The sequence below is a fragment of the Allobosea sp. GW823-FHT02B03 genome, assembly GCF_058797755.1.
On record NZ_JBXAJY010000004.1, the window covers coordinates 23,529 to 49,935 of the forward strand.

General features: G+C 67.6%; 29 protein-coding genes. 19 read left to right on the forward strand and 10 right to left on the reverse strand.

The window, feature by feature from the left end; genetic code table 11:
- The first annotated feature begins 205 nt into the window (after nt 1–205).
- The 5 genes from rpsU to AC1REK_RS13680 all read left to right on the forward strand — a co-directional run bounded on the left by rpsU (nt 206) and on the right by AC1REK_RS13680 (nt 4,378).
- Nucleotides 206–469 (forward strand): 30S ribosomal protein S21, encoded by a 264-nt coding sequence (gene rpsU / locus AC1REK_RS13660; protein ID WP_316018532.1) that lies wholly within the window; start codon nt 206–208, stop codon nt 467–469.
- A gap of 83 nt (nt 470–552) precedes the next feature.
- Complete coding sequence (locus tag AC1REK_RS13665) at nt 553–930, forward strand: DUF6481 family protein (protein ID WP_316018531.1); 378 nt, start codon at nt 553–555, stop codon at nt 928–930.
- A 317-nt stretch (nt 931–1,247) separates the two neighbouring features.
- Nucleotides 1,248–2,363 (forward strand): TRAP transporter substrate-binding protein, encoded by a 1,116-nt coding sequence (locus tag AC1REK_RS13670; protein ID WP_327524824.1) that lies wholly within the window; start codon nt 1,248–1,250, stop codon nt 2,361–2,363.
- A 90-nt stretch (nt 2,364–2,453) separates the two neighbouring features.
- A complete protein-coding gene (locus AC1REK_RS13675; protein ID WP_492270753.1) occupies nt 2,454–3,047 on the forward strand; it encodes a TRAP transporter small permease subunit in 594 nt (197 codons plus the stop codon).
- An 11-nt stretch (nt 3,048–3,058) separates the two neighbouring features.
- Nucleotides 3,059–4,378, forward strand: coding sequence for a TRAP transporter large permease (locus AC1REK_RS13680; protein WP_492270772.1), 1,320 nt, complete (start codon nt 3,059–3,061; stop codon nt 4,376–4,378).
- A 159-nt stretch (nt 4,379–4,537) separates the two neighbouring features.
- On the opposite strand, the gene AC1REK_RS13685 is transcribed toward AC1REK_RS13680, so the two are convergent.
- Complete coding sequence (locus AC1REK_RS13685; RefSeq protein ID WP_492270752.1) at nt 4,538–5,062, reverse strand: hypothetical protein; 525 nt, start codon at nt 5,060–5,062, stop codon at nt 4,538–4,540.
- Nucleotides 5,063–5,274: 212 nt separating this feature from the next.
- Here AC1REK_RS13685 and AC1REK_RS13690 point away from each other — a divergent pair, with 212 nt between their 5' ends.
- Entirely contained in the window at nt 5,275–5,586 is a 312-nt protein-coding gene (locus AC1REK_RS13690; RefSeq protein WP_327524826.1) for a hypothetical protein, read from the forward strand.
- Between the two features lie 78 nt (nt 5,587–5,664).
- On the opposite strand, the gene AC1REK_RS13695 is transcribed toward AC1REK_RS13690, so the two are convergent.
- Nucleotides 5,665–7,089 carry a M20 family metallopeptidase gene (locus tag AC1REK_RS13695; RefSeq protein WP_316018526.1) on the reverse strand — a complete coding sequence of 475 codons (1,425 nt, stop codon included), beginning with the start codon at nt 7,087–7,089 and terminating at the stop codon, nt 5,665–5,667.
- A 153-nt stretch (nt 7,090–7,242) separates the two neighbouring features.
- Between AC1REK_RS13695 and AC1REK_RS13700 the strand changes: the two genes are divergently transcribed.
- Complete coding sequence (locus AC1REK_RS13700; RefSeq protein WP_492270751.1) at nt 7,243–8,397, forward strand: glycosyltransferase family 4 protein; 1,155 nt, start codon at nt 7,243–7,245, stop codon at nt 8,395–8,397.
- Entirely contained in the window at nt 8,394–9,062 is a 669-nt protein-coding gene (locus AC1REK_RS13705; RefSeq protein WP_492270750.1) for a class I SAM-dependent methyltransferase, read from the forward strand. The genes AC1REK_RS13700 and AC1REK_RS13705 overlap by 4 nt, the downstream gene beginning before the upstream one ends.
- An 18-nt stretch (nt 9,063–9,080) precedes the next feature.
- Here the strand turns inward: AC1REK_RS13705 and AC1REK_RS13710 are convergent, their stop codons facing one another.
- Nucleotides 9,081–10,148 (reverse strand): patatin-like phospholipase family protein, encoded by a 1,068-nt coding sequence (locus AC1REK_RS13710; protein WP_492270749.1) that lies wholly within the window; start codon nt 10,146–10,148, stop codon nt 9,081–9,083.
- Nucleotides 10,145–10,930, reverse strand: coding sequence for a 3-hydroxybutyrate dehydrogenase (locus AC1REK_RS13715; protein WP_316018522.1), 786 nt, complete (start codon nt 10,928–10,930; stop codon nt 10,145–10,147). The genes AC1REK_RS13710 and AC1REK_RS13715 overlap by 4 nt, the downstream gene beginning before the upstream one ends.
- A 119-nt stretch (nt 10,931–11,049) precedes the next feature.
- Here AC1REK_RS13715 and AC1REK_RS13720 point away from each other — a divergent pair, with 119 nt between their 5' ends.
- The 3 genes from AC1REK_RS13720 (at nt 11,050) to AC1REK_RS13730 (ending at nt 15,053) form a co-directional block, all read left to right on the forward strand.
- Entirely contained in the window at nt 11,050–11,601 is a 552-nt protein-coding gene (locus AC1REK_RS13720; RefSeq protein WP_492270748.1) for a transcriptional repressor, read from the forward strand.
- Between the two features lie 69 nt (nt 11,602–11,670).
- A complete protein-coding gene (gene ispG, locus AC1REK_RS13725) occupies nt 11,671–12,960 on the forward strand; it encodes a flavodoxin-dependent (E)-4-hydroxy-3-methylbut-2-enyl-diphosphate synthase (protein WP_390893340.1) in 1,290 nt (429 codons plus the stop codon).
- Between the two features lie 107 nt (nt 12,961–13,067).
- The gene (locus AC1REK_RS13730; protein WP_492270747.1) at nt 13,068–15,053 is read left to right on the forward strand and encodes a potassium transporter Kup; all 1,986 of its coding nucleotides are present in this window, start codon (nt 13,068–13,070) and stop codon (nt 15,051–15,053) included.
- A 94-nt stretch (nt 15,054–15,147) separates the two neighbouring features.
- Here the strand turns inward: AC1REK_RS13730 and AC1REK_RS13735 are convergent, their stop codons facing one another.
- The gene (locus AC1REK_RS13735; RefSeq protein ID WP_492270746.1) at nt 15,148–16,098 is read right to left on the reverse strand and encodes a polyprenyl synthetase family protein; all 951 of its coding nucleotides are present in this window, start codon (nt 16,096–16,098) and stop codon (nt 15,148–15,150) included.
- A gap of 129 nt (nt 16,099–16,227) precedes the next feature.
- Here AC1REK_RS13735 and mtgA point away from each other — a divergent pair, with 129 nt between their 5' ends.
- Together mtgA and rpmF are read left to right on the forward strand one after the other, a co-directional pair.
- Entirely contained in the window at nt 16,228–16,956 is a 729-nt protein-coding gene (mtgA, locus tag AC1REK_RS13740; protein ID WP_492270745.1) for a monofunctional biosynthetic peptidoglycan transglycosylase, read from the forward strand.
- An 89-nt stretch (nt 16,957–17,045) separates the two neighbouring features.
- Nucleotides 17,046–17,231 carry a 50S ribosomal protein L32 gene (gene rpmF / locus AC1REK_RS13745; protein WP_291638998.1) on the forward strand — a complete coding sequence of 62 codons (186 nt, stop codon included), beginning with the start codon at nt 17,046–17,048 and terminating at the stop codon, nt 17,229–17,231.
- Between the two features lie 88 nt (nt 17,232–17,319).
- On the opposite strand, the gene AC1REK_RS13750 is transcribed toward rpmF, so the two are convergent.
- Complete coding sequence (locus AC1REK_RS13750) at nt 17,320–17,550, reverse strand: hypothetical protein (protein WP_492270744.1); 231 nt, start codon at nt 17,548–17,550, stop codon at nt 17,320–17,322.
- A 162-nt stretch (nt 17,551–17,712) separates the two neighbouring features.
- Between AC1REK_RS13750 and AC1REK_RS13755 the strand changes: the two genes are divergently transcribed.
- Entirely contained in the window at nt 17,713–19,407 is a 1,695-nt protein-coding gene (locus AC1REK_RS13755; RefSeq protein WP_492270743.1) for an EAL domain-containing protein, read from the forward strand.
- 66 nt (nt 19,408–19,473) lie between these two features.
- Here the strand turns inward: AC1REK_RS13755 and phaR are convergent, their stop codons facing one another.
- Complete coding sequence (gene phaR, locus AC1REK_RS13760; RefSeq protein WP_316018516.1) at nt 19,474–20,064, reverse strand: polyhydroxyalkanoate synthesis repressor PhaR; 591 nt, start codon at nt 20,062–20,064, stop codon at nt 19,474–19,476.
- Between the two features lie 259 nt (nt 20,065–20,323).
- Here phaR and AC1REK_RS13765 point away from each other — a divergent pair, with 259 nt between their 5' ends.
- The 4 genes from AC1REK_RS13765 (at nt 20,324) to yddG (ending at nt 23,498) form a co-directional block, all read left to right on the forward strand.
- Nucleotides 20,324–21,502, forward strand: a complete 1,179-nt coding sequence (locus AC1REK_RS13765) for an acetyl-CoA C-acetyltransferase (RefSeq protein WP_492270742.1) — start codon at nt 20,324–20,326, stop codon at nt 21,500–21,502.
- Nucleotides 21,503–21,512: 10 nt separating this feature from the next.
- On the forward strand, nt 21,513–21,728 hold the full coding sequence (locus AC1REK_RS13770) for a DUF1737 domain-containing protein (protein ID WP_316018514.1): 216 nt from the start codon (nt 21,513–21,515) through the stop codon (nt 21,726–21,728).
- A 37-nt stretch (nt 21,729–21,765) separates the two neighbouring features.
- Nucleotides 21,766–22,488 (forward strand): acetoacetyl-CoA reductase, encoded by a 723-nt coding sequence (gene phbB / locus AC1REK_RS13775; protein WP_316018513.1) that lies wholly within the window; start codon nt 21,766–21,768, stop codon nt 22,486–22,488.
- 116 nt (nt 22,489–22,604) lie between these two features.
- Nucleotides 22,605–23,498, forward strand: coding sequence for an aromatic amino acid exporter YddG (yddG, locus tag AC1REK_RS13780; protein WP_492270741.1), 894 nt, complete (start codon nt 22,605–22,607; stop codon nt 23,496–23,498).
- Here the strand turns inward: yddG and AC1REK_RS13785 are convergent.
- The 3 genes from AC1REK_RS13785 to gloB are packed head-to-tail and all read right to left on the reverse strand — an operon-like array spanning nt 23,471 to nt 25,451.
- A complete protein-coding gene (locus tag AC1REK_RS13785; RefSeq protein ID WP_492270740.1) occupies nt 23,471–24,232 on the reverse strand; it encodes a GNAT family N-acetyltransferase in 762 nt (253 codons plus the stop codon). The two genes, yddG and AC1REK_RS13785, sit on opposite strands and share 28 nt — an antisense overlap.
- Before the next feature lie 2 nt (nt 24,233–24,234).
- Complete coding sequence (locus AC1REK_RS13790; protein ID WP_492270739.1) at nt 24,235–24,678, reverse strand: cupin domain-containing protein; 444 nt, start codon at nt 24,676–24,678, stop codon at nt 24,235–24,237.
- A gap of 8 nt (nt 24,679–24,686) precedes the next feature.
- Nucleotides 24,687–25,451 carry a hydroxyacylglutathione hydrolase gene (gene gloB, locus AC1REK_RS13795; protein WP_492270738.1) on the reverse strand — a complete coding sequence of 255 codons (765 nt, stop codon included), beginning with the start codon at nt 25,449–25,451 and terminating at the stop codon, nt 24,687–24,689.
- 141 nt (nt 25,452–25,592) lie between these two features.
- On the opposite strand from gloB, the gene AC1REK_RS13800 reads away from it, so the two are divergent.
- Nucleotides 25,593–26,363: a class I SAM-dependent methyltransferase gene (locus AC1REK_RS13800; RefSeq protein ID WP_316018556.1), complete on the forward strand. Its 771-nt coding sequence runs from the start codon at nt 25,593–25,595 to the stop codon at nt 26,361–26,363.
- The last annotated feature ends 44 nt before the right edge of the window (nt 26,364–26,407 follow it).

The following is a 26,407-nucleotide window of genomic DNA, read 5'->3' on the forward strand; positions in this document are numbered from 1 at the left end:
CCGCGCTACCATCCGTCCGGATCGCAGGCGGAAGGATACGGAGTGCACTGCCTCTGAGACAAAATGCAGTGAAAAGGCGACTTATTGCCACTTATGGACGCGGATGCACTGGCGCTTTCGGCCTCAGTCTGCTACCGCACCGCGCAGATCGAGGGACTGCCGACTGCTTGGCCCCTCCCATTCAGTCCCTTGTCAGGAGAAATGCATGCAGGTTCTCGTGCGCGACAACAATGTCGACCAGGCCCTCCGAGTTCTGAAGAAGAAGATGCAGCGCGAGGGCGTGTTTCGCGAGATGAAGCGCCGGGCCGCCTACGAGAAGCCTTCCGAGCAGCGCGTCCGCGAAAAGGCCGATGCCATTCGTCGCGCCCGCAAGCTCGCCCGCAAGCAGGCTCAGCGTGAAGGCCTGATCGCCGCGCCGAAGCCGAAGGTCATGAAGCCCCGCCCTGGGGTCGCAGCAGCCCCGCGTTGATCTCAGTACAAATCTCCAGCGATTTGCCGTAAACGCTCGCGCGGGCGGCATCCTCGCCCGTGCAAGCAAAGAGAAGCGAAGCCTTGAAGAACCCGAACGACCGCCATTTCACTGATCGCCAGGCCAATTCCGCAAATGCGAAGAAGGCCCTGCTGGAGCGCTTCAAGAAGCGTCCCGGCCCGGACGATCCCGTGATGGTGCAGCGTCGGGCCGAGCGCCAGGCGATCGCCGACGCACGCGCGGAGCGTGAGGCCAAGAAGGAGGCCGAGCGCCAGGAAGCCGAGCGTCTGGCGGCCATTGAGCAGGCCGCCCGCGAGGAAGCCGAGCGCATCGCCGAGGCCGAGCGCGAGGCGATCCGCAAGGCCGAGCAGGCCAAGCGCGATGCCGAGCGTCCGCGCCGCGTCCTGCTGGAGGCCGTGCAGTACATGGAAATGCGCGTCGCCGGCAAAGGCCGCCGCTGACACCGCGCGCTCGTCGCGAAGGCGACGAGATCTCGAGAATTTCTTGACGAAAGCCCGTCCGGCCATGCCGGGCGGGCTTTTTGCTTGGCGACGACTTGATTGATTTCTTTGCGTCACCTTGATGGTGCATTGCAGTAAAACATGCGGTGATAGTGTTTTGTTTCTGCGGGGGAACAGCACTCATTCCCGGGTGAGCCTAGTCCTTCGACTAATTGCCCCTTGCCAGATGCGCTAGTCCACGAAACTCTGGTCTTCGGCCGAGAGAGCCTCAATCAAATGCACGCCGCTCGAACGGCGCAGCTTCTGGGGAGAGAAACGTGACTTCCGAACCGACGAAGACGCGCGCCAGCAGGCGCAACTTCCTCAAGGTCGCCGGGCTCGCCGGCGCTGGGGCCGTCGCCATGCCGCAGGTCAGCCGGGCGCAGACCGTGACCTGGAAATTCCAGTCGACCTGGCCGACCAAGGACATCTTCCACGAATTCGCCGGCGACTTCGCCAAGCGGGTCAACGACATGTCGGGCGGCAGGCTGAAGCTCGACGTGCTCGCCGCCGGCGCGGTGGTGCCCGCCTTCCAGATGCAGGACGCGGTCGCGGCCGGCATTCTCGACGGCGGCCACGGCGTCTCGGCCTATTGGTACGGCAAGAACAAGGCCTTCTCGCTGTTCGGCACGCCGCCGGCGCTGGGCTGGGACGCCACCAACTTCCTCGGCTGGATGAACTATGGCGGCGGCTACGACCTCTACAACGACCTCGTCCAGAACCAGCTCAAGCTCAATCTCGTCGGCTTCTTCTCGGGGCCGATGCCCTGCCAGCCGCTTGGCTGGTTCAAGAAGGAGCTGAAGACCGCCGACGACTTCAAGGGGTTGAAGTACCGCACCGTCGGCCTCGCGGCCGATCTCAAGCGCGAAATGGGCGCTGCGGTGACCATCCTCGCAGGCGGCGAGATCGTGCCGGCCCTGGAGCGCGGCGTGATCGACGGGGCGGAGTTCAACAACCCGTCCTCCGACTCGATCCTCGGCTTCCAGGACGTCGCCAAGGTCTACATGCTGCAGAGCTACCATCAGGCGGCGGAGAGCTTCGAACTGCTCTTCAACAAGACCAAGTTCGATGCCCTGGCGCCGGAGCTCAAGGCGATGGTGAAGTTCGCGGCCGAGTCCGCGTCCTCGGACATGAACTGGAAGGCGCTCGACCGCTACTCCAAGGACATCGAGGCCTTGCGCGCCAAGGGCGTTAATGTCGTGCCGACGCCCGAGGCCATCCTCAAGGCGCAGCTCGCGGCCTGGGACAAGGTGCTGGAGAAGCTCGGCGGCGAGAACGCTTTCTTCAAGAAGGTGGTGGATTCGCAGAAGGACTGGGTGAAGCGCACGGTTTCTTTCCAGCGGCTCAACGAGCCGTCGCGCGACCTCGCCTTCAACCACTTCTTCAAGACCTGACCAGGTCCGCCCGATGAAGCTTCGCCCGCCACCGCTCGCGGTGGTGGGCGTTCTGCGCCCTCGATTCCAAGCAGCAGGCAGCGGATACGCATGGGACTGATCCTGGCGATCGACAAAGTGAATACCGCCATCGGCAAGCTCGCCGGCTGGACCATCCTGATCCTGACATTGGCGATCAGCTACGAGGTCTTCGCCCGCTACGTGCTGCGCGCGCCGACCGAGTGGGCCTTCGACGTCAGCTACATCCTCTACGGGACCCTGTTCATGCTGGCCGGGCCCTATGCGCTCGCCCGCAACGCCCATGTTCGCGGCGACTTCCTCTATCGGCAATGGGCGCCGCGAACCCAGGCGCGGCTCGATCTTGCGCTTTATCTGCTGTTCTTCTTCCCCGGGATCATCGCGCTCGCCTGGGCCGGCTACAAGTTCGCGGCCTTCTCCTGGATGATCGGCGAGCATTCCTCGAACTCGCCGAACGGCCCACCGCTCTACCATTTCAAATCGCTGATTCCGATCGCCGGCGTGCTCATGACGGTGCAGGGGCTGGCCGAGGTCGCGCGCTGCGTCATCTGCCTGCGCACCGGCGAATGGCCGCCGCGGCTGCATGATGTCGAGGAAACCGAAAAGCTCATTCTGGAACAGGCCGCGGCTGCGCAAGGCGCGCCCGAAGCCGGGAAAGCGATCTGATGCTGCTTGGCATGGGTAATCCCGAACTGGGCGTGCTGATGCTCGTCCTGTTCATCGTCTTCATCATGCTCGGCTTCCCGATCGCCTTCACGCTGATGGCCCTCGGTGTCGGCTTCGGCTACTGGGCGATGGGCGACACGGTCTTCAACCTGGTGGTGCAGCGCACCTACTCGGTGATGGCCAATGACGTGCTGGTCTCGATCCCGCTCTTCATCTTCATGGGATACATCATCGAGCGGGCGAACATTCTCGACAAACTGTTCCATTCGATCCAGCTCGCCCTCGGCAACGTTCCCGGCTCGCTCGCCATCGCGACGCTCGCGACCTGCGCGATCTTCGCGACCGCGACCGGTATCGTCGGTGCGGTGGTGACCCTGATGGGTCTGCTTGCCTTCCCGGCAATGCTGCGGGCCGGCTACGACGTAAAGCTCTCGGCCGGCGTGGTCTGTGCCGGCGGCTGTCTCGGCATCCTGATCCCGCCTTCGGTGATGCTGATCCTCTATGGTGCGACGGCCGGCGTCTCGGTGCCCAAGCTCTATGCAGGCGCGCTGTTCCCGGGGCTGCTGCTGGCCGGCATGTACATGCTCTATGTGCTGATCCGCTGCTGGCTCAACCCGGCGCTCGCGCCGAAGCTGCCGAAGGAGCAGACCGACGTGCCCTGGACGACGGTAGCCTGGGCGCTGGCGACGAGCTTCTTCCCGCTGACCTTGCTGATCATGTCGGTGCTGGGCGCGATCTTCTTCGGCATCGCGACGCCGACCGAGGCAGCGGCCGTCGGCTCGCTCGGCAGCCTGATCCTCGCGGCGGCCTATCGCTCGCTGAGCTTCGGCAAGATCAAGGATTCCGTCATCCTGACGGCGCGCACGTCGGCGATGGTCTGCTGGCTTTTCGTCGGTTCCTTCATCTTCTCGTCGATCTTCGCCATTCTCGGCGGTCACGAGCCGATCAAGACCCTGGTCACGGCGCTGAACCTGTCACCGACCATGTTCCTGATCGTGGCGCAGGTCATCATCTTCGTGCTTGGCTGGCCGCTGGAGTGGACCGAGATCATCGTGATCTTCGTGCCGATCTTCCTGCCGTTGCTGGAGTTCTTCAAGATCGATCCGCTGTTCTTCGGCATCCTGATCGCCCTGAACATCCAGACCTCGTTCCTGTCGCCGCCGGTGGCGATGGCGCCCTTCTACCTCAAGGGCATCGCGCCGCCGCATGTCACCATCAACCAGATCTTCGCGGGCGTAATGCCCTATCTGGCGATCGTGCTGTTCGCGATGGTTCTGGTCTATGTCTTCCCGGGGATCGCGCTCTGGTTGCCGAAATACCTTTACGGCTAGAGTTGCAGCTGTTCGAGAATTCTCAGCCCTCATCCTGAGGAGCGCTCCGCAGGAGCGCGTCTCGAAGGATGCTCCAGAAGGTTCGGGAGCATCCTGAAGCATCCTTCGAGACGCCGTTACGCGGCTCCTCAGGATGAGGGCTGAGGCGACTGTTAGAGCCTACTCCTCCACGCGGCCGTCCTGGCCGCAGCGGAAGCCCGCCGCCTTCTCATCGGCAAGGCGACGGGCGGCGGCATTGGCGTCGCGGCTGCGCCCGTCGACGCTGCCGATGACGCAGGACACGCCGTCGGGGCCGAGGCGGTAGACGACGAGGCGGCTGCCGTCGAGCTTGCCGACATTCCGGCCGGTGGCGTAGCGCAGGATCGCGGCCTGCGGCCGGCCACCCCTGGGGCCGCGCCATTCGATGGTCCGACCTGCTTCGAAGAAGCTCGCCTTGTCCGAGATCGTTTCCGCGATCGGCCGCGTGCTGAAATCGACCGAGGACGAATCGTCGCCGGCCGTCCAGATCACAGGGATGCCGGCCTTGCCGGCGCAGCGATGCACCGAGACGCCCTGGTCGTCGGGCTTCGCCTTGCGGCATTTGCCGTAGTCATGGCTGGTGTAGTCGCTGGTCCAGTTTTCCGCCACGGCGTTGCCGCCGGTCAGCGCGAGGCAGAATCCTAGAGCGATCGTCCTCATCGGCATGGCGAGGCCTTCTTCCGCGGCGCTGCCCGCATCAAACGCTGCCGACGGCAGAAAACAAGCCCTGCGAGACCGGGCCGTTGCCTGCCGTCTCAATCGAGCCGAGGGCGCGTTCGATTCTTTTTTTGGGGCCTCTGGCGATTCCGGTTCAGCGGCGGACAAGACCGGGACATGGCGAATGGTTCGCCACCCGGCTACCTGATCGGAGAACGAACATGACCCGCACCAAGAAGAGCTTCGCCGCTGCCGTCGCCGCCCTGGCGCTGGGCGCTTCCGTTTTCGCCACCTCTGATGCCGAAGCCCGCCCGCGCTATCGCGGCGCCGCCATCGGAGCCGGCATCGTCGGTGCGCTCGCCGTCGGTGCGCTCGCGGCGGCAGCCGCCAGCCCCGCCTACGGCTACGGTTATGGCTACGGCTACGAGCCCGCTTACGCCTACGGCCCGGTGCGTCGCTGCCATCTGGTCGACCGCGTCAACTATTATGGCGACGTCATCGGCACCCGCCGCGTCTGCCGCACCTATTACTAAGCTTTCCCGAGGCCGTCCTCCCCGGCCAAACTCAAAGGCCCGCCAGAAGGCGGGCCTTTTTTCGTATCGCGGTCTTGTTCAGCCGCCGGTCGACATGGTCAGCGGCGGCTTCACCTCGGCCGGGATCGGCGAGACATAGCCGCCATCGGCGGCGACGCGCTTCTGGAAGTCGGCCTTGGCCGCCGCCATCAGGGCGGGATCGGTCAGCACGGCGGCGCCGGTTGCGGCCATCGCCTTGGCGACCTGGACCATCGCCTTGTGCGCAGCCGGGGTCTTGCCCTGCGCCACCACCTGCCAGGTGTGGAACGGCGTGCCGATCGCGACCGTCGGCGCGTGGGCCTGCACGGTCGGCACCACCCAGCTGACATCGCCGACATCGGTCGAGCCGATCGCCGGGTTGCGCGGCGCGTCGAGCGGCACGGTGAAGTCGGCGAGCGCCGCATCGGTCTTGGGCATGCCGATCGAGCGCCAGAGCGCGTCGATGTCCTTCTGGGTCAGCGTCTCGCGGATCTTGCGCGCGAACTCCTGGTCGGCCTCGTCGAAATGCGGCGGGCCGAGATCTTCCATGATGCCCTGCAGGGCGCTCTCCAGCGGGCCGTTGCCGACGACGTTGGAGACGGCGCTGACGATCTTCACCTCGACCTTGGTCTCGGTCATCAGCGCCGCACCCTCGGCGATCTTCTTCACGCGGCCGACGAGCTCGAGCATGCCGGGCAGATCGCGGGCGCGGATCGAATAGCGCACGCGGGCATGGGCCTGGACGACGTTCGGGGCGATGCCGCCGGTGTCGAGCAGCGCATAGTGGACGCGCGCATCGCTCGGCATGTGCTCGCGCATGTAGTTGACGCCGACATTCATCAGCTCGACGGCGTCGAGCGCGCTGCGGCCGAGCTCGGGCGAGGCGGCGGCATGCGAGGTGCGGCCGGTGAAGGTGAAGTCGGCGCGGGTATTGGCGAGCGAGAGGGGCGGCGTCACCTCCCAGAAGCTGTTCGGATGCCAGGAGATCGCGATATCGGCGTCCTTGAAGGCGCCGGCGCGAACCATGAAGGCCTTGGCAGCGCCGCCTTCCTCGGCCGGGCAGCCATAATAGCGCACGCGGCCGGGCAGCTTGTTTTCAGCCAGCCAGTTCTTCATCGCGGTCGCGGCCAGCAGGGCGGCCGAACCGAGCAGGTTGTGGCCGCAGCCATGGCCGTGGCCACCGGCCTCGATCTCGCGATGCTCGGCGACGCCGGCCTCCTGGGAAAGGCCCGGCAGCGCGTCGTACTCGCCGAGGAAGGCGATGACCGGGCCGCCTTCGCCGGCCTCGCCGATCACCGCGGTCGGGATATCGGCGACGTTCTCGGTGATGCGGAAGCCCTGGTGCTTCAGCTCGGCGACATGCTCGGCGACCGAGCGCTTCTCAGTGTAGCAGACTTCCGGAATCGCCCAGACGCGGTCGCTGAGTTCGATGAAGCGCTCCTTGCTGGCGTCGACATGGCGCCAGAGATCGTTGCGGTTGTCCATTTCTACGTCCCGTGTTGGGTGAGCTTTCGGCCCCTTCTCGCAAGCATGGGGCCTCGCGTCCAGCAACCGGAGGGCATGGCGGCCCTGCCTGAGCCAATTCTTGGTTCTTGCCTTGGTGCTTGATTTTCGGGGCGGCATCAGCCTGATGCGCGCATGGCCCGCCGCAAGCTTCTCTTCGTCGCCACCGAGGACTGGTTCTTCGCCTCGCACTTCCTGCCGATGGCGCGGGCGGCGCGCGAGCTCGGCTTCGATGTCGCCGTGATCGCCCGCGAGCGCCAGCACCGGCGCGCGATCGAAGCGGCAGGCGCGCGGCTGATTGCGCTCGAGGCCGAGCGCCGCAGCCTGTCGCCCAAGGCGCTCTACCGGCAGGTCGCCGCGCTGAAGCGGCTGATCGCCACCGAGAAGCCAGACATCCTGCATTGTATCGCGCTGAAGCCGATCGCGCTTGCCGGGCTTGCCGGGAAACTCGCGGGGGTCGAGCGGCGCGTCTATGCGCTGACCGGGCTCGGCTTCCTCGGGGCCCGCGAGGGCTTCCCGGCGCAGGCGGCGCGGCTGGCGGCGCGGCTCTGGCTGCGCGAGGCGATCGATGGACCGCAGGTGCGCTTCCTGTTCGAGAACCCCGACGATCCCGTCATGCTCGGACTGGATCCGACCGATGCAACCAAGGTCGCGATCGTCGGCGGCGCCGGCGTCGACCCGCTGATCCTGATGCCGGAGCCAATGCCACCGCAGCCACCGCTCAAGGTCGCCGTCGTCGCGCGCATGCTCTGGTCGAAGGGCGTCGACCTCGCCGTCGAGGCGGTGACGCTGGCGCGCAAGCAGGGTGCGCGCATCGAACTCACGCTGTATGGCGCCCCCGATCCGTCCAATCCCAAGGCGGTGCCGGAAGCGACCTTGCGGGAATGGTCGTCGCGGCCCGGCATCAAATGGGCCGGGCCGACGCGCGATATCGAGGGCGTCTGGCGCGCCCATCAGGTCTGCTGCCTGCCGTCGCGCGGCGGCGAAGGCCTGCCGCGCAGTCTGCTGGAAGGGGCAGCCTGCGGCCGGGCACTCTTGACCACCGACGTGCCCGGCTGCCGCTCCTTCGTGCGGGACGGGCAGGACGGCTTCGTCGTCCCGGCCAATGATGTCACGGCCTTGACCAAGGCGCTGATGGCGCTCGCCGGCTCGCCCGGCATGGTCGAGCGCATGGGGACGAGCGCGCGCGAGCGGCTGCTCGCCGGCTATACCGAGCGCGACGTGATGGAGGGCGTGAAGGGCCTCTATCACGGCCTGCTCGGCCAGCCGCAGGCGGATATCGTCGCATGAGTGAGGCGCTCGCGACGGAGGATCGGCTCGGCTTCATCCGCGCCCATACGCGCCTCCTGCCGGTGCCGCATGCGCCGGAGATCTCGCTCCATGTCGCCGAGGAAGCGACGGAGCTCTGGCAGAAGACCGAGGAGGAACTGGCGACAATCGGCCTGCCGCCGCCTTTCTGGGCCTTTGCCTGGGCCGGCGGGCAGGCGCTGGCGCGCTATGTCCTCGATCATCCGGAGACGGTGCGGGGTCGGCGTGTCCTCGATTTCGCCAGCGGTTCCGGCTTGGTCGCTATAGCGGCGGCGAAGGCCGGCGCGACCAGCGTGGCGGCTGCCGATATCGACGCGTTTGCCGCAGCGGCGATCGGCCTCAATGCCGCGGCCAACGGCGTCTTGGTCGCGCCGCGGCGCGAGGACCTGATCGGCCGGGACGAGGGCTGGGAAACCGTGCTCGCCGGCGACATCTGCTATGAGCGCGAGCTTGCCGGACAGGTGATCGACTGGCTGACCGCGCTCGCCGGGCGCGGCGCGCAGGTCCTGATCGGCGATCCCGGCCGCAGCTACCTCCCCAAGGACAAGCTCGTCGAGGTCGCGACCTATCAGGTGCCGGTGACGCGGGCGCTGGAGGATGCCGAGATCAAGAAGAGCTCGGTCTGGCGGCTGGCGGGTGCGCCGTAATGGCGCTGCGGTTCGCTTTCAGTCGATTGCGTCCTTGAGATCGACCGTGCCCTGCTTGCCGATCGCGTCGTAATTGCGCTTGAGCCAGCGCTTGGCGGCATTGCGCCCCATATCGCGCAAGCGCAGCAGGAAATCCCATTCGGCCCTGAGGCGCGAGGAACTGGTGAGCTGCGCCAGAGGCGCGCCGCCATCGATCCGGTGCATAAGCACGCGCTTGTAATCGGCCGTCGAGAGCTTGCCGGCATCGATCAGGCGGTTGACGAAGGCAATGGCGCGCAATTCGCGCAGCAGCGAGGCGTTGAAGGTGATCTCGTTCAGCCGGTCCTGGATGGCGCGGGCATTGGTCGGCAGTTCGCGGCGCTCGAGCGGATTGATCTGGACCAGCAGGATATCGTCGCCCTGCGCCTCGTAGAACAGAGGATAGAGCGCCGGATTGCCCATATAGCCGCCGTCCCAATAGGCCTGTCCGTCGATCTCGACGGCCTGGAACAGCATCGGCAGGCAGGCCGAGGCCATCAGATGGTCGGCGGTGAGTTCCTGGCGGGTGAAGACCCTGATCTTGCCGGTGCGGACATTGGTCGCGGCGATGAACAGGTTGACGTCGGCGCAGCCGCGCACCTTGTCGAAGTCGATCAGGTCCGAGATCACCCCGCGCAGCGGATTGATGTTGAGCGGGTTGACGTCATAGGGGCTCGCCATCTTCGAGAACATCTCGAACCAGATCAGGCCTGGCGGGTGGCCATTGCTCCAGGCGCCGAGCATGGTGTCGATCAGCGAGCGCTCGGAGCCGCCATATTTGCCGTCGACGCTGATCCGGCGCCAGAAATTCTCCAGCGCCGTGCGGGCGCCGTCGGCCCCGCCATCGAGCCAGCCCTCGGCCAGGACGACGGCATTCATCGCGCCGGCGCTGGCGCCGGTCATGGCTTCGATCGCGATCCGGCCGTCGGCGAGGATGGCGTCGAGCACGCCCCAGGTGAAGGCGCCATGGGCGCCGCCACCTTGCAGAGCGAGGTTGACCGACTTCTCCGCCTTCGGCCCGGCGAGGCCTTTGACCTGCGGGACGCGGCGCTGCTTGCGGCCGGTCACGCGGCGGTCCAGCCGCCGTCCATCGGCAAGGTCGTGCCGGTGATCGACTTCGCCGCGTCGGTGCACAGGAAGATGGCGAGCGCCGCGACCTGCTCGACGGTGACGAACTGCTTGGTCGGCTGGGCGAGCAACAGCACGTCGTTGATGACCTGCTCCTTGGTGAGATTGCGCGCTTTCATCGTGTCGGGGATCTGCTTCTCGACCAAAGGCGTCCAGACATAGCCGGGGGCGATCGCGTTGACGGTGATGCCATGGGTCGCGACTTCGAGCGCCACCGTCTTGGTGAAGCCTGCAATGCCGTGCTTGGCGGCGACGTAGGCGGACTTGAACGGCGAGGCGACGAAGGCGTGGGCGGAAGCGGTGTTGATGATCCGGCCCCAGCCCTTCGCCTTCATCTTCGGCAGGGCGGCGCGGGTGGCGTGGAAGGCCGAGGACAGGTTGATCGCGATGATCTGGTCCCATTTTTCGAGCGGGAACTCGTCGACCGGCGCGACATGCTGGATGCCGGCATTGTTGACGAGGATGTCGATGGCTCCGAATTCCTTTTCGGCCTCGGCGACCATGGCTGCGATCTCGTCAGGCTTCATCATGTTGGCGGCCGAGTAGCGCGCCTTGACCTTGAACTCGGCCTCGATGCCCGCTCGTTCCTTCTCGATCGCGTCGGCATCGCCGAAACCGTTGATCACGACATTGGCACCTTCGGCGGCGAGCGCGCGGGCGTAGGCGAGGCCGATGCCGGAGGTGGAGCCGGTGACGAGCGCGGTGCGGTCTTTGAGGAACATTGCGGGCAGCTCCTGACATTCTGCGGGGAATTGCTTAGCTTACAGGCGGTGAGGGCGGCCGCGCCAGCCGGGGCGGCTGCGGTCGCCCAACGCTGCCCGATGTGATATTGCAACGCAACATGACGAAAATGCAGCCAGACGCGCACCACCATGGCGACGACCATCGCCATCTGCACGACCATGGTCACGGGCTGTGCCAGCACGCCCATGACCATGCCGATCAGGCGGAGGCCGGGCTGGCGCGGGCCGAAGCCGTCTGCAGCGAGCGCGGCCTCAGGCTGACGCCGATCCGGCGCAAGACGCTGGAGGCGCTCTATGCCGATCACCGCCCGGTCGGAGCCTATGATCTCGCCGACCGCATTTCCCCGCCCGGCGGACGGCGGCTGGCGCCGATTTCGATCTACCGCGCCCTCGACTTCCTCGTCGAGCAGGGCTTCGTCCACCGGCTGAGCTCGCGCAACGCCTTCATCGCCTGCCCGCACGGGCATGGCGCCGACGAGGCCGTCGCCTTCCTGATCTGCGAGGTCTGCGGGGGGGTCGACGAGGACGCCTCGCCGGCGATGCGCAGCGCGATTCGCGGCATGGCGCAGGCCAGGCAGTTCAAGACCTCGTATCAGGTGGTCGAGATCGTCGGGCGCTGCGAGCACTGCCGAAATGCCGAGGCGGCTTGACGATCTTCCCGCAAGGGCGCAGTTCAGCCGGTGCGAACCGTTACCGGCCCTGAAATCCGGACCTCTTTCATGACCGAGCCGCTACAGATCTGCCTGCCTGAAGGTCCGCAAGCCGCACCCGCACCCCGGGCGGGCACGGTCCCGGTCATGGTCGGGCATGTCAAGGTCGGCGGCGGCGCGCCGATCGTCGTGCAGTCGATGACCAATACCGACACTGCCGACATCGCGGCGACTGTCGGCCAGGTCGCGGCGCTGGCACGGGCGGGTTCCGAGCTCGTGCGCATCACCGTCGACCGCGACGAGGCGGCGGCGGCTGTGCCCTATATCCGCGAGCGGCTCGACATTCTCGGCATCGACGTGCCGCTGATCGGCGATTTCCACTATATCGGCCACAAGCTGCTCGCTGATCATCCCGCCTGCGCGCAGGCGCTGGCGAAGTACCGGATCAACCCCGGCAATGTCGGCTTCAAGGACAAGAAGGACAGGCAGTTCGGCCAGATCGTCGAACTCGCGATCCGGCACGGCAAGAGCGTGCGCATCGGCGCCAATTGGGGCTCGCTCGACCAAGAATTGCTGACCGGGCTGATGGACATCAATGCGCGCTCGCCGCGGCCGCTCGACGCGCGCGCCGTGATGCGCGAGGCAATGGTGCGCTCGGCCCTGCTCTCGGCGGAGCGCGCCGAGGAGATCGGACTCGGGCGCGACCGGATCATCCTTTCCGCAAAGGTGTCCGGCGTGCAGGATTTGATTGCGGTCTACCGGATGCTGGCCTCGCGAGGGGACTACGCGATCCATCTCGGCCTGACCGAGGCAGGCATGGGCTCCAAGGGGCTGGTCGCCTCCTCGGCGGCGCTCGGCGTACTGCTGCAGGACGGGATCGGCGACACGATCCGCTTCTCGCTGACGCCGGAGCCGGGCGGCGACCGCACGCTCGAGGTCAAGGCCTCCCAGGAACTGCTGCAGACCATGGGCTTCCGCGCCTTCGTGCCGCAGGTCGCGGCCTGCCCCGGCTGCGGGCGCACGACCTCGACCGTGTTCCAGGAGCTGGCGCGCGACATCCAGGACTGGATCGCCGCCTCCATGCCGGACTGGAAGTTGCGCTATCCCGGCGTCGAGGAGCTCAACGTCGCGGTGATGGGTTGCATCGTCAACGGTCCCGGCGAATCCAAGCATGCCGATATCGGCATCTCGCTGCCCGGTACCGGCGAGGCGCCGACGGCGCCGGTCTTCGTCGACGGCAAGAAGGTCATGACGCTGCGCGGTGCCAATATCGCGGCCGAGTTCAAGACGATGGTCGATGAGTATATCGGCCGGCGCTACGGACAGGCCTATGAGCTGCGCGCCAAGGCGGCGGAGTAGCTGCGGACGGCCTGTGGCTTTGCTGCGCTTGCGCCTATGCGCGCGATACGGGCTGTGCTAGAGGCCCCGGCCTTTCGCTGCGTCGCAGCACCCGCGGAGCACCCTTGATGGGTCATGACCAGCAGAATCCGGCCCCTGCCAAGCCGGATGGGGACCGGTTCGGCCTCGAAGAACCGGCCAATGGCGGCCATTCCTCGCACAGCTATGCCGCGCTCGCCCTCGGTGCGCTCGGCGTCGTCTTCGGCGACATCGGCACCAGCCCGCTCTATGCGCTGCGCGAGACGATCCTGGCCGCGACCGGCGCCGCCTCGGGCGGCCATGGCAGCACCGTCGAGGTGACGCTGGCCGGGCCGCTGCCGCGCGAGGTGATCCTCGGCGTGCTCTCGCTGATCCTGTGGTCGCTGGTCAGCGTGGTGACGTTGAAATACGTCGTGCTGCTGCTGCGGGCCGACAATAACGGTGAGGGCGGCACGCTGACTCTGGTCGCCCTGGCGCAACGCGCGCTCGGCCGTAGCCGAGGGGGCGTGGTGCTGTTCCTCGGCATGGCGGGCGCGGCGCTGTTCTATGGCGATGCGGTGATCACGCCGGCGATCTCGGTGCTCTCGGCGATCGAAGGCATCAAGCTGGTGACGCCGGTGCTCGACGATTACGTCGTCACCATCGCCTCGGTGATCATGATCGTGCTCTTCCTGGTGCAGAGCCGCGGCACGGCGAAGGTCGCTAATTTCTTCGGCCCGGTGATGACGCTCTGGTTCCTGACCCTGGGCGGGCTCGGCATCTACCATATTTCCGATGATCTCGGGGTCCTGGCCTCGATCAACCCCTATCACGGCCTGCGCTTCTTCATCGACCATCCCGGCCTGTCGCTCGCCGTGCTCGGCACGGTCTGCCTCGCGGTCACCGGGGCCGAGGCGCTCTACGCCGATATGGGCCATTTCGGGCGCGGGCCGATCCGCGGCGCCTGGCTCTATCTGGTCTTCCCGGCGCTGTGGTTGAACTATCTCGGTCAGGGCGCGCTGATCCTCTCGGATTCCTCGGCGATCGAGAATCCGTTCTTTCGCCTCGCGCCGCAGGGTTTCACCCTGCCGCTGGTGATCATGGCGACGATCGCCACGATCATCGCCAGCCAGGCGGTGATCACCGGCGCGTTCTCGCTCACCCGGCAAGCGATCCAGCTCGGCCTCCTGCCGCGCCTCGAGATCCGGCACACCTCGGAGCATACCTCCGGCCAGATATTCATCCCGCGGATGAACACGCTGCTCCTGCTGACGGTGCTGCTGCTGATCTGGACGTTCAGGACCTCATCCAACCTTTCGCACGCCTATGGCATCTCGGTGTTCGGCGCGATGGCGGTGGATTCGCTGCTCGCCTTCATCGTGATCTGGCGCGGCTGGCGCTGGAGCCTGCTGGCGACCTCGCTGGTGCTGGTGCCCTTCCTCATCATCGACATCGCCTTCTTCTCCGCCAACCTGCTGAAGCTGTTCAGCGGCGGCTATGTTCCGGTGCTGTTCGCGATCGCACTGACGGTGCTGATGTGGACCTGGGTGCGCGGCACGCGGATCCTGTTCGACAAGACCCGCAAGACCGACGTGCCGCTGCTCGAACTGGTCGGGATGCTGACCAAGAGCCCGCCCTACCGGGTCAAGGGCATGGCCGTGTTCCTGACCAGCGACCCGGAGACGGCGCCGGCCTCGCTGCTGCACAACCTCAAGCACAACAAGGTGCTGCACGAGCGCAACGTGATCCTGACCGTGCGCTCGGCCGACACGCCGCGCGTCGCCGAAAGCGAGCGCGTCAGGCTCTCGCGGATCACCGACGATTTCTGGCGGGTCGAGATGATCTACGGCTACATGGAGAGCCCGAACGTCCCCAAGGGGCTCGCCATCCTGCGCAAGCAGGGCTTCAAGTTCGACATCATGTCGACCTCGTTCTTCCTGTCGCGGCGCTCGATCAAGGCCTCGCCGAACTCAGGCATGCCGGTCTGGCAGGACAATCTCTTCATCGGCCTGACCAAGAGCGCGACCGACGCCACCAGCTTCTTCCAGATCCCGACGGGACGCGTGGTCGAGGTCGGCACACAGGTAACGGTCTAGGCGCGAAGCGCGACCGCAGGCGGCCCGGCCTCTTTCCGGGCTCGCCGCTGCGGCAGCGCCCCCGGAAAGGCCGTGGACGGCCCGGGTGCCGGGCTCAGCTCTTTCGGCTCGCGGCGAAACGCGCGGCGGTGCGTAGCATGCCGGCCTCCGCGCCGAACGCTGCCAGCGCCGCGATGGCTGCTTCGCTGAAGCGATCGCGCTCGCGCTTCGCCGCCTCCAGCCCGAGAGCCGCGACCAGGGTCGCCTTGCCCCTGGCATCGTCCTTGGCGGTCGCCTTGCCCATCTGCTCGGGACTGGCCTCGACATCGAGAATGTCGTCGGCGACCTGGAAGGCCACTCCGAGTGCCCGGCCGTATTCGGTCAGCGCTGCCATGCTTACGGCATCGGCCTGGCCGAGGCGGGCGCCGAGCGTGACGCTCGCGGCCAGCAAGGCGCCGGTCTTCATCGCCTGCAGGCGCAGGATCGCGGCCTCGCCGAGGCGCGCCGGCGCGCCTTCGGCGGGAAAGCGGCCCTCTGCGGCCAGATCGAGCATCTGGCCGCCGACCATGCCGCCGGCACCGAGCGCACGCGACAGCATCAGGACAAGCGCAGCCCGGGTTTCACCGTCGCGATGGGTGGCTGGATCGGAGAGAACGTCGAAGGCCAGCGTCAGCAGGCTGTCGCCGGCGAGAATTGCGGTCGCCTCGTCGAAGGCCTTGTGCACGGTCGGCCGGCCGCGGCGCAGATCGTCGTCGTCCATGGCCGGCAGGTCGTCATGGACCAGCGAGTAGCAATGGGCGAGCTCGACGGCCGCGCCGGCACGCAGGGCCTGCGGAGGCTCGGCGCCGAAGATTCGAGCGGTTTCGGCGACCAGGAAGGGGCGCAGGCGCTTGCCGCCGCCGAGCGCGCCATGGCGCATCGCCGCCAGCAGGCGGGCCGGCCGGTGGATCTCGCCCGCCTCGGGCTCGTCGTGCAACAGGCTGGCGAGAAGCGCCTCGATGGCATCGGCGGTCTCGGCAAGGCCGGCGGCGAGAGCCTCTTCGGAGGCAGGTTGCGCGGAACTCATGAAGCCCTCTTGCGTTCGCTCGCCGGGCCGGTGCCCAGCGTTTTGGGGCTTGCAGGAGGCGGGCTTCATCGTCAAGCGTGGGGCATGACAGGAATGGCAGGCAATCCGGGTCCGAAGCGCAGCGGCCTCGTGACGCGAATCATCCGCATCCTGACGATGACCATGCTGGTTCTGGCGATCAGCTTCGGCGTGGCGCTCGCGCTCTATCGCTTCGTCCCGGCGCCATCGACATTGATGCTCGGGCGCTGGCTGACCTTTCGCGAGGTGAATCGTGACTGGGTGCCGCTGGAGCAGATCTCGCCGCATCTGGTCCGTGCCGTGATCGCCTCCGAGGACCAGCGCTTCTGCAGCCATGCCGGTGTCGACTGGGGCGAGCTCAACGCGGTGCTGCAGGACGAGGACGGGCCGAGCCGCGGCGCTTCGACGCTGACCATGCAGACCGCCAAGAACCTCTTCCTCTGGCCGGGGCGTTCCTATCTGCGCAAGGCGCTGGAGCTGCCCGTGGCGCTGTCGATCGATCTCGCCTGGCCCAAGCAGCGGATCATCGAGGTTTATCTCAACGTCGCCGAATGGGGCGAGGGGGTGTTCGGCGCGGAGGCGGCAGCGCAGCTCTATTTCGGCAAGCCCGCCGCGAAGCTGACGCCGGCCGAGGCGGCGCGGCTCGCCGGGGCACTGCCCAATCCGATCGTGCGAAATCCCGCCCGGCCGAACCGTGGCCTGCAGGCTGCGGCTGGGCGGGTGCAGCGGCGCATGCAGCAGCTCGGGCCGCTCGGCGACTGTGCGCTGCCGCGCCGGAGGGCGGCGGCCTTGCCAGATTTTCGGCCGGATGCTCTAGCCAGAGCGCGCGCAAGCGTGTAAAGGCCTGCCACCTCACGAATGTGACGTCGTCGCACAGGTCGTGCGGGCGAGAGCCCGGCGCGTTCCGCGACGGCATGATGGAGAGTACCATGGCCGTTCCGAAGAGAAAGACTTCGCCGTCGAAGCGCGGCATGCGCCGCTCGGCCGATGCGCTGAAGCAGCCCGCCTACATCGAAGACAAGAACTCCGGCGAACTGCGCCGTCCGCACCATGTCGACCTGAAGTCGGGCATGTATCGCGGCCGCCAGGTCCTGAAGGCCAAGACCGAGGCCTGATAACGGGCGGGGCTCGAAGCCCCGACCGTCCAGAGAGATTCGGAAAAAGCCGGCCGCCAGGCCGGCTTTTTCGCGTTCGCAGTGATGTTCAGGCGAGACGCGCCGCGATCCGGGGCGTGCGGCGCGGGGCGCCGGCAGCCTTGCGGTAGAGGCTGGTCGCAGCGGCGGGCGTCTCACGGTCGCGGCGGGCGAAGGGGCCGATGCCGGCATGGCTGGCGGCGAGCTGGACCAGGAAAGCGGCCGGGACGAGCGCGGTCGGCGGCTTGCGCCGCTCGGTTCTGCGGCGTTCCCGAACCCCGTCCCAAATCTCTCCCGCCATTGTTCCGCTCCGAAACGCCAGGGCTTTTCGGGGGACGAAGCTGCAAGCGGGGGGCCGGCCTTAACCGTGCGTTAACGCAGTCGGATGCATCGTTTCGGCACAGATTCCGCCCTCTCGAATCCGGGTCCGACGGCCCCTTTCCGTCGCCGAGGCCGCTGTCCGATGCCCGCGCCTTCCATCTTCGGCTCCCGCGACGAGAGAATTGTCGATCCGCGCAGCCTGCTCTCCTCGATCGGGGAGGTGGTCTACACCTGGGACATCGCCACCGACGCCCTGGAATGGGGCCCGAACGTCGCCGAGGTGCTCGGCCCGGTCGCGCCGGCGGTGCTGGCGCGGGGCCTCGCCTTCGCCGGGCTGGTGGAGCCCGGTAGCGGGCGCAGCCGCTATGATGCGATCTATTCGGTGGGGGGGCACGATTTCGGCGATGGGGTGGTCTACCGCACCCGCTATGCGGCGGATCTCGCCGGTCGCAAGATGTGGATCGAGGATGCCGGGCGCTGGTTCGTCGGCATGGACGGTAGGCCGGCCCGGGCGCGCGGCGTGCTGCGGCTCGAGCGGGCGGTGCGCGCCGAGGAGCTCGGCGCCGAGCATCACGATCTCTGCGACCGCGCCTCGCTGGTCGAGCATGTCGAGACGGCACTGGCCGAGCATCTGCCCGCCGAGCGAGGCCTCGTCGTCCTGATCGGCGCGATCGACGAGCTTGCCCGCCTCAACGACGATTTCGGCCATGAGGCGACCGACGAGATCATCCAGGAGGTGCAGGAGCGCCTGCGCTCGGTGATGCGCCGGCGCGACCACCTGATGCGCTATTCCGGCAATCGCTTCGCCATCCTGCTGTCGGGCTGCCCGGCGTCGCAGGTCGAGGTGGCGGCGCAGCGCTTCATCAAGGCCGTGGCCCAGTCCGCGATCGAGACCTCGCGCGGCATCGCGCTGGCGCGGCTGCGGGTTGGCGCGGCGGTCGCGCCGGACCTGTCACGGGAGGGCGGCGTGCTGGTCGCGGCTGCGGAGAATGCCCTTGCCGGGGCCAAGGCGGGGGCGGTCGACGAAGCTGTGATAGCCCGGCGCAGCGTCGTGCGCGAATCCCGTGGCGGGACTGTGAGCCATGACATCGAGGCCGTGGTCGCGCTCAACGAACGCCGGGTCCGGCTCGCTTTGCAGCCCGTGGTCAGCGCAGCCACCCGCGTGCCTGTCTTCAATGAGGCGCTGCTGCGGGTCGAGCGGGCGCAGGGCGGGGGCTTCCTCGCCACGCCGGAGCTGATCCCGGTGCTCGAGCGGCGCGGTCTGATCAGGCTGTTCGACCATCGCGTGCTCGAGCTCGTCATGACCCTGCTGTCCGAGCAGCCGCAGATGGTGCTTTCGGTCAATGTCTCGCCGCGTTCGCTCGCCGATCCGGAATGGCTGGATGCCTTCCTAGCCTGCACTGGGGGCCGCAGCGCCGAGACCTCGCGGCTGATCGTCGAGGTCACCGAGACGGCGACGATCGACGATTCCGCGCGGATGGTGAAGCTGCTGACGCGGATCAAGGAGCAGGGCGCGCGCATCGCCATCGACGATTTCGGCGCCGGCCACACCTCGCTGCGGCATCTGCGCGCCTTCCCGATCGACATCCTGAAGCTCGACGGCGCCTTTACCCAGAATCTGCGGCGCTCGACCGATGACCGGTTCTTCGTGCGCACCTTGCTGGAACTGGCGCGCCATCTCGAAGTCGAGACGGTGGCGGAGTGGGTCGACGACGATCTCCAGGCCGCGATGCTGCGCGACTGGGGCGTGACCTATCTACAGGGTCACCTGGTCGGAAAGGCGGAGCTCTGGCAGCCCGACCGGGCGCAGGCGGAGCCGCTGCGCGAAGCCGTCTGAAGCATCCGGGCGGCATGGCTGCCGCCCGTTGCAATAGCTGTTCGCGCGACTGGCGCTCTTACCCGTTCACTTGCTCTTGGCGAGCTTGTCGAGCCGCTCGCGCATCTCGTTGAGCTCGCGCTTGAGATCGCCGAGCTCGGCGTTTTCCGGCGCAGCCGACGGGGCTTCCGCCTGCGCCTTGGCTGCTGCCGCGGCAAACGGGTTGAAGAGCTGGAAGGCCTCGGTGAACATCGTCATGTTGGCGCGGGTCTGGGCCTGGATCGCGTCGAGCGCGCCGGTGCCGAAGGTGCCGCCGCCGAAGGCCTTGCTCATCTGCTCGCGGAACTGGTTCTGTTCCTTGGTCAGATTCTCCATCGAGAATTCGAGATAGCGCGGCACCAGGGCCTGCATGCTGTCGCCGTAGAAGCGGATAAGCTGACGCAGGAAGGTGATCGGCAACAGGTTCTGTCCGTCCTTGCTCTCTTCGTCGAAGATGATCTGCGCCAGGACTGAGCGCGTGATGTCCTCGCCGCTCTTGGCGTCGTAGACGACGAAATCCTCACCGTTGCGCACCAGGCCGGCGAGATCTTCCAGCGTGACGTAGGAGCTTGTGCCCGTGTGGTACAGCCGACGATTGGCGTATTTCTTGATGACGGTCGCTTCTTTGTCGCTGGCCATAGATACCCACGCGCCTTGCTCCGGCCGTCCGCCCCGGGATCGGGACGGAGCCGGAAAACGGTTCCCCGCCAGACGATAGCTCGTCGGCGCCCTGCTGCAAGTTTTTTGAGCGCCGTTGCGGCAGGGCCGGCCGTTGCCTCGATGATAGGCTTCGCCCCATGGCTGGCTTGACGGCGTCGCCGCGCCCTTCGAAGGTGCGTGAGAGAGTTTGCCGGACCGCTGGAAGGCGGGAGGCGTGAGAGAACCGGAGGACAAGCCCATGGCTGATACTGACATCGTGATCGTGGGCGCTGCGCGCACCGCAGTCGGCGCCTTCAACGGCGCCTTCGCCAATACGCCGGCTCACGATCTCGGCGCCGCGGCGATCAAGGAGGCGCTGAAGCGCGCCAAGGTCGAGGCCGGCGAGGTCGACGAAGTGATCATGGGCCAGATCCTGACCGCCGGTCAGGGCCAGAACCCGGCTCGCCAGGCGGCGATGATCGCGGGCATCCCGCAGGAGGCGACCGCCTGGGGGCTCAACCAGCTCTGCGGCTCCGGCCTGCGCGCCGTCGCCATCGGCCTGCAGCAGATCGCCAATGGCGACGCCGACATCATCGTCGCCGGCGGCCAGGAATCGATGTCGATGTCGCAGCATGCCCAGCATCTGCGTTCCGGCACCAAGATGGGCGACACCAAGTTCATCGACACGATGATCAAGGACGGGCTCTGGGACGCTTTCCACGGTTACCATATGGGCACCACCGCCGAGAACGTCGCGACCAAATGGCAGATCAGCCGCGAGGAGCAGGACCGTTTCGCCGTCGGCTCGCAGAACAAGGCCGAGGCCGCCCAGAAGGCCGGCCGCTTCAAGGACGAGATTCTTCCCTTCACCGTCTCGACCCGCAAGGGCGACATCATCGTCGATGCCGACGAGTATCCGCGCCATGGCGCGACGCTCGAGGCGATGGCCAAGCTGAAGCCCGCCTTCTCGAAGGACGGCACCGTCACCGCCGGCAACGCCTCGGGCATCAATGACGGCGCCGCGGCGCTCGTGGTGATGACCGCCAAGGAAGCCGCCAAGCGCGGCCTGACGCCGCTCGCCCGCATCGCCTCCTGGGCGACCGCCGGGGTCGATCCGGCGATCATGGGCTCCGGGCCGATCCCGGCAACCCGCAAGGCGCTGGAAAAGGCCGGCTGGAAGATCGGCGATCTCGACCTCGTCGAGGCCAACGAGGCCTTCGCGGCCCAGGCGCTGGCAGTCAACAAGGACCTCGGCTGGGACCCCGATATCGTCAACGTCAATGGCGGCGCGATCGCGATCGGCCATCCGATCGGCGCCTCGGGCGCGCGCGTCCTGGTGACGCTGCTGCACGAGATGGCCAAGCGCGACGCCAAGAAGGGCCTCGCCACGCTGTGCATCGGCGGCGGCATGGGCGTCGCCCTGGCTGTGGAGCGCTGAGCCGCCGACCATGCCCAAGCAGACCACGCTCTACCGCTACCTGACCGGGCCCGATGACGCTTCGTTCTGTCATCGGGTTTCGGAGGCGCTGAGCCGTGGCTGGGTGCTCTACGGGCCCCCGACCCTGACCTATGACGAGAAGGCGGGGCGCGTGATCTGCGGACAGGCGGTCATCAAGGATGTGGACCGGGCCTACGAGCCCGGTCTCGATCTCTCGCAACAATAAAGCGGCCGAGGGGCCGGCCCAGAGGGAGGAGCAGACGATGGCTAGGGTTGCTTTGGTGACTGGGGGCACGCGCGGCATCGGCGCGGCGATCTGCAAGGCGCTGCAGGAGGCCGGTCATACGGTCGTCGCGAGCTATGCCGGCAATGACGAGGCTGCCGCCAAGTTCAAGGCCGAGACCGGGATACCCGTCTACAAATGGGATGTCGGCGACTACGACGCCTGTGCTGCCGGCATCGCCAAGGTCGAGGCCGAGGTCGGGCCGGTCGACATCCTCGTCAACAATGCCGGCATCACCAGGGACGGCTTCTTCCACAAGATGACCAAGGACCAGTGGTCGGCCGTCATCCGCACCAATCTCGACTCGCTGTTCAACATGACGCGGCCGGTGATCGAGGGCATGCGCGGGCGCGGCTTCGGCCGGATCATCGTGATCTCCTCGATCAACGGCCAGAAGGGCCAGATGGGCCAGGTCAACTATTCCGCCGCCAAGGCCGGCGATATCGGCTTCGTCAAGGCGCTGGCGCAGGAGAACGCCAACAAGGGCATCACCGTGAACGCGATCACGCCGGGCTATATCGGCACCGACATGGTCGCCGCCATGCCCGAGGAGGCGCTGAAACGTGTCGTCGCCGGCATCCCGGTCGGCCGCCTCGGCAAGCCCGAGGAGATCGCGCAGACAGTGGTCTTCCTCGCCTCCGACAACGGCGCCTTCGCCACAGGCGCGACCTTCGCCGTCAATGGCGGCCAGTACATGGCCTGACGCCCCACGGCGCGCCGTCTTCGCGGCGGCGCGTCGCCGGTTTCGGTGACGAGGCGGCATAGGCAGGACGGGGCCGCTCTGCTAAGCGGAGCGCCGTCCTCCCGAGCTCGACGCCGATGACCTCCCGCACCGCCACCGCGACCGGCTTCGTCGCCATCCTGCTCTGGTCGACGCTGGCGCTGTTCACGGCGATGAGCGGACGGCTGCCGGCCTTCCAGCTCGTCGCCATGACCTTCGTGATCGGCGGCCTTTTCATCCTCGCGATCGCGGCCGCGCGGGGGCGGCTGCATCTGGCCCGGCCGACGCCGGCTTCCTTCCTGCTCGGGCTCTACGGGCCGTTCGGCGACACCGCACTCTACTACGCCGCGGTCAAGACGGCGCCGCCGGCAGAGGCGAACCTGATCCATTATCTCTGGCCGCTGCTGATCGTGCTGTTCGCGGCGCTCTTGCCAGGCGGCGGGTTGAAGCTGCGCCATCTCGCCGGCGCGCTGATCGGGCTCGTGGCGACGGCGGTGCTGATCTCCGGCAGTCTCGGCGCCGGCGGTGGCGGCATCCAGCTCGGCCATGTGCTGGCGGCGCTCGGTGCCTTCGTCTGGGCGAGTTATTCAGTGGTCTCGCGCCGCTTCGCCGGCGTTCCCTCGGAGAGCCTCGGCGTCACCATGCTCGGCTGCGCAGTCGCGGCCCTGGCCTGCCATCTCGCCTTCGAGCAGACCTTGTGGACGCCGAGCCTCGTCGAGTGGGGCGGGGTGCTGGGGCTCGGCCTCGGTTCGACCGGGCTCGCCTTCATCTGCTGGGACATCGGCATGAAGAAGGGCGACGTCTCCCTGCTCGGCGTCGCCTCCTATGCCGCTCCCGTGCTCTCCACGATCATCCTGGTGCTCGCCGGCTATGCGGCGGCGAGCTGGCTGCTCGGCCTGTCCTGCGTGCTGATCGTGGTCGGGGCGCTGGTCGCGAGCTTCGGCCCGGGTGCCGGAACGCCGCCTCAGCGGTCCAGCACCCGCGTCTCGTAGGCATAGACTGTGCGGAAGCCGAGCCGGCGATACATCTCGAAGGCGAGGCCGTTGCTCTGGTCGACCTGGAGATAGGCGAGGCTGCAGCCCTGCGCCGCGGCCCAGCCCATCAGGCCGAGCATCAGCTTCTTGCCGAGGCCCTTCCCGCGCAGGCTCTCGTCGACGATCACCGCGCCGATCTCGGCCATGTCGCGCTCGGCGACGCTCATCGCATAGGCGGCGGGGCGGCCCTCATGCAGCAGGGTCGCGAAGGCGGCCGGCAGGCGCACGCCAGAGACGATGGCGGACAGATGCTCGCGGTTGCGCTTGTTGCCGGTCTGGTGGCCGCAGACGCCGCTGATCCAAGCCTCCATCGCCAGCGGATCGACGAGCATCTCCGGATCTTCCGGATGCCGGGCAGGATCGAGCTCGGCGACCATGCCGAAGGAGGCGGTCTCGATCCGGTAGCCGCGCGCGGCGAAACGCCGGCGGGCGCTTTCGGCGACGAGTGGCGTGAAGCGGATGCGCGGCGGCAGGCCGGCTTCGGCATAGAGCTTTTCGATGAAGGCCAGGGTGCCATCGTCCATCTCGGCGTCGGCCTGCAGGGCCGAAGCGGAGTTGGCGCGGCCGGAATAGCCGTTGGCGAAGCGCACCACCCAGTCGTCGATGACCAGCGTGGCCGGGGCAGGCCAGGCATTGACGATGCGGCTTTCGCAGGCGCGGACCAGCGCGAGATCGGTGACGGGCTTGTCCATGCTCAGTGATCCCTGGGCTGCCAGCCCGGCTCCGCCATTTCGAAGGCCGAGAAGGCGAAGCCCGGCGCGACCGTGCAGCCGACCAGCGTCCAGCCGCCGAGCGTGGCGGCACTCTGCCAGCAGCCCGCGGGCACGACGATCTGCGGGCGCTGGCCGGCGGCGAGGTCCTTGCCGAGATGCTGGGTCGAGGCGCTGGCGCCGTCCTGCGACAGGCTGAGCGCCAGCGGCGCGCCGGCATAGTGATGCCAGATCTCTGCCGCGTCGACACGGTGCCAGTGCGAGCTCTCGCCGGCATCGAGCAGGTAATAGATCGCGGTCGAGAAGCCGCGGCCTTCCGGCCCCTGCGGGTCGCGGAAGGTCTCGCGGTAATGCCCGCCCTCGGGATGGGGCTTCAGCTCGAGCAGCGCGATGATGCCGGCCGCATCGAGGCCGTGAAGTGCGATCATCGCTGCCTCTAGAACTTGTTCTTGGCTTCGCGCAGCGCGGCGAAGACCTCGCCCGCAGGCTTGCCGACGATGCCGAGGGTGGCGGCTAGCGCATCCTCGCCAGAGCGGAAGAACGGGTTCGTCGCCTTTTCCTCGGCGATCGTCGTCACGGCCCAGAAGCGGCCCTCGGCCTTGGCGGCCTCGGCTTCGGCGAGGCGGGCGGCGACAGCCGGATTGCTTGGGTCCATCGCCGCGGCGAAGCGGCCGTTCGACAAGGTGTAGTCGTGGCCGGTGATCAGCCTGGTCGCGTCCGGCAGCGCCATGATGCGGGAGAGCGAGGCCCACATCGCATCCATGCGACCAGGCATGACGCGGCCGCAGCCCATCACGAAGACGACGTCGCCGACGAGTGCGAGGCGGGCTTCCCGGCTGACCAGGCTGACATGCCCCTCGGCATGGCCCGGCGTCGCCCAGACTTCGAAATCATAGGCGCCGAGCGCGACATGGTCGCCTTCGCCGATCACGACGTCGACCGGCGCGGCGCCGCGGGCGGCCGCGGGCGCGAAGACCTTGGCTCCGGTCGCCTGCTTCAGGGTGAGGATGCCCTGGACATGGTCGGCATGCTCATGCGTGACCAGCACCTGCGAGATCCGCCAGCCCTTGGCGCGGGCGGCGGCGAGGACCTCGGCGGCATCGGGCACGTCGACCGCGGCGCAGACGCCGCTCGCCGGGTCGTGCAGCAGGGCGCCGGCATTGTCGCTGAGCGTGCGGAAGACATGGATGTCGAGAGGCATGGCAGGCTCCGGGGCGCGGGCAGCGAGTCGCTGCCGCAATGGCGATCGAGCCGTTCATAGCGGCTTTGCCGGGCCAAGCCCAACACTACGCAGCGTAAGATGCCCTTGCGCTGGCCCGCCGCCTGCGCCATCTCCGTGGTCATGGCTCTCGATGTCGTCGACCTGCGTGCCTTCTATGCCAGTCCGCTCGGGCATGTGGCGCGCCAGGCGGTCGGACGGGTCGTGATAAGGCTCTGGCCGCATTGCCAGCGCCAGCGCCTGCTCGGGCTCGGCTTCGCGACGCCTTATCTGCCCCTGATCGGAGGCGAGGCCGAGCGCGTCATCGCCTTCATGCCGGCTGCTCAGGGCGTGCTGAACTGGCCGTCACAGGGCCTCTCGGCTTCCGCCCTTGTCGAGCCGACCCTGCTGCCGCTGCCGACCGCCTCGGTCGACCGCGTGCTGATCGTGCACGCGCTCGAGGAGACCGAGAGCCCCGAGGATCTGCTCGAGGAGGCTTCGCGGGTGCTCAACCCCGGCGGCAGGCTGATCGTGATCGTGCCGAATCGACGCGGGCTCTGGGCAAGGATGGACACGACGCCCTTCGGCCATGGCCGGCCCTTCAGCCGCAGCCAGCTCGAGAACCTGATGCGCCGGGCGATGTTCTCGCCGGAGAACTGGGCCGAGGCGCTCTATGTGCCGCCATTGCGCCGGCGCCTGTTCCTGCGCTCGGCCGGAGCCTGGGAAAAGTTCGGCGCGGGCCTCGCGCTGCCCTTCGCCGGCGTGCATGTCGTGGACGCGACCAAACAGTTCTATCGCCAGGCGCCCTTGCGGGCGACGCGCCGCAGTTTCGCCTTCCGGCCGGTGTTGTTGCCGCAGCCTACGCCGTCCCGCCGCCTGACCCGGGATCGTGGTGCGTCACCGCCGCCGGGTTGACAATCGCGGCGGGGCGCGGCCAAGGTCCGCCGCTTTTTCTTAGG

Coding starts and splice junctions, on each gene's coding strand:
- rpsU (WP_316018532.1), top strand. CDS start 206: ATGCAGGTTCTCGTGCGCGACAACAATGTCGACCAGGCCCTCCGAGTT.
- AC1REK_RS13675 (WP_492270753.1), top strand. CDS start 2,454: ATGGGACTGATCCTGGCGATCGACAAAGTGAATACCGCCATCGGCAAG.
- AC1REK_RS13680 (WP_492270772.1), top strand. CDS start 3,059: ATGGGTAATCCCGAACTGGGCGTGCTGATGCTCGTCCTGTTCATCGTC.
- AC1REK_RS13685 (WP_492270752.1), bottom strand. CDS start 5,062: ATGCCGATGAGGACGATCGCTCTAGGATTCTGCCTCGCGCTGACCGGC.
- AC1REK_RS13690 (WP_327524826.1), top strand. CDS start 5,275: ATGACCCGCACCAAGAAGAGCTTCGCCGCTGCCGTCGCCGCCCTGGCG.
- AC1REK_RS13695 (WP_316018526.1), bottom strand. CDS start 7,089: ATGGACAACCGCAACGATCTCTGGCGCCATGTCGACGCCAGCAAGGAG.
- AC1REK_RS13700 (WP_492270751.1), top strand. CDS start 7,243: ATGGCCCGCCGCAAGCTTCTCTTCGTCGCCACCGAGGACTGGTTCTTC.
- AC1REK_RS13705 (WP_492270750.1), top strand. CDS start 8,394: ATGAGTGAGGCGCTCGCGACGGAGGATCGGCTCGGCTTCATCCGCGCC.
- AC1REK_RS13715 (WP_316018522.1), bottom strand. CDS start 10,930: ATGTTCCTCAAAGACCGCACCGCGCTCGTCACCGGCTCCACCTCCGGC.
- AC1REK_RS13720 (WP_492270748.1), top strand. CDS start 11,050: ATGACGAAAATGCAGCCAGACGCGCACCACCATGGCGACGACCATCGC.
- ispG (WP_390893340.1), top strand. CDS start 11,671: ATGACCGAGCCGCTACAGATCTGCCTGCCTGAAGGTCCGCAAGCCGCA.
- AC1REK_RS13730 (WP_492270747.1), top strand. CDS start 13,068: ATGGGTCATGACCAGCAGAATCCGGCCCCTGCCAAGCCGGATGGGGAC.
- AC1REK_RS13735 (WP_492270746.1), bottom strand. CDS start 16,098: ATGAGTTCCGCGCAACCTGCCTCCGAAGAGGCTCTCGCCGCCGGCCTT.
- rpmF (WP_291638998.1), top strand. CDS start 17,046: ATGGCCGTTCCGAAGAGAAAGACTTCGCCGTCGAAGCGCGGCATGCGC.
- AC1REK_RS13750 (WP_492270744.1), bottom strand. CDS start 17,550: ATGGCGGGAGAGATTTGGGACGGGGTTCGGGAACGCCGCAGAACCGAG.
- AC1REK_RS13755 (WP_492270743.1), top strand. CDS start 17,713: ATGCCCGCGCCTTCCATCTTCGGCTCCCGCGACGAGAGAATTGTCGAT.
- phaR (WP_316018516.1), bottom strand. CDS start 20,064: ATGGCCAGCGACAAAGAAGCGACCGTCATCAAGAAATACGCCAATCGT.
- AC1REK_RS13765 (WP_492270742.1), top strand. CDS start 20,324: ATGGCTGATACTGACATCGTGATCGTGGGCGCTGCGCGCACCGCAGTC.
- AC1REK_RS13770 (WP_316018514.1), top strand. CDS start 21,513: ATGCCCAAGCAGACCACGCTCTACCGCTACCTGACCGGGCCCGATGAC.
- phbB (WP_316018513.1), top strand. CDS start 21,766: ATGGCTAGGGTTGCTTTGGTGACTGGGGGCACGCGCGGCATCGGCGCG.
- yddG (WP_492270741.1), top strand. CDS start 22,605: ATGACCTCCCGCACCGCCACCGCGACCGGCTTCGTCGCCATCCTGCTC.
- AC1REK_RS13785 (WP_492270740.1), bottom strand. CDS start 24,232: ATGGACAAGCCCGTCACCGATCTCGCGCTGGTCCGCGCCTGCGAAAGC.
- AC1REK_RS13790 (WP_492270739.1), bottom strand. CDS start 24,678: ATGATCGCACTTCACGGCCTCGATGCGGCCGGCATCATCGCGCTGCTC.
- gloB (WP_492270738.1), bottom strand. CDS start 25,451: ATGCCTCTCGACATCCATGTCTTCCGCACGCTCAGCGACAATGCCGGC.
- AC1REK_RS13800 (WP_316018556.1), top strand. CDS start 25,593: ATGGCTCTCGATGTCGTCGACCTGCGTGCCTTCTATGCCAGTCCGCTC.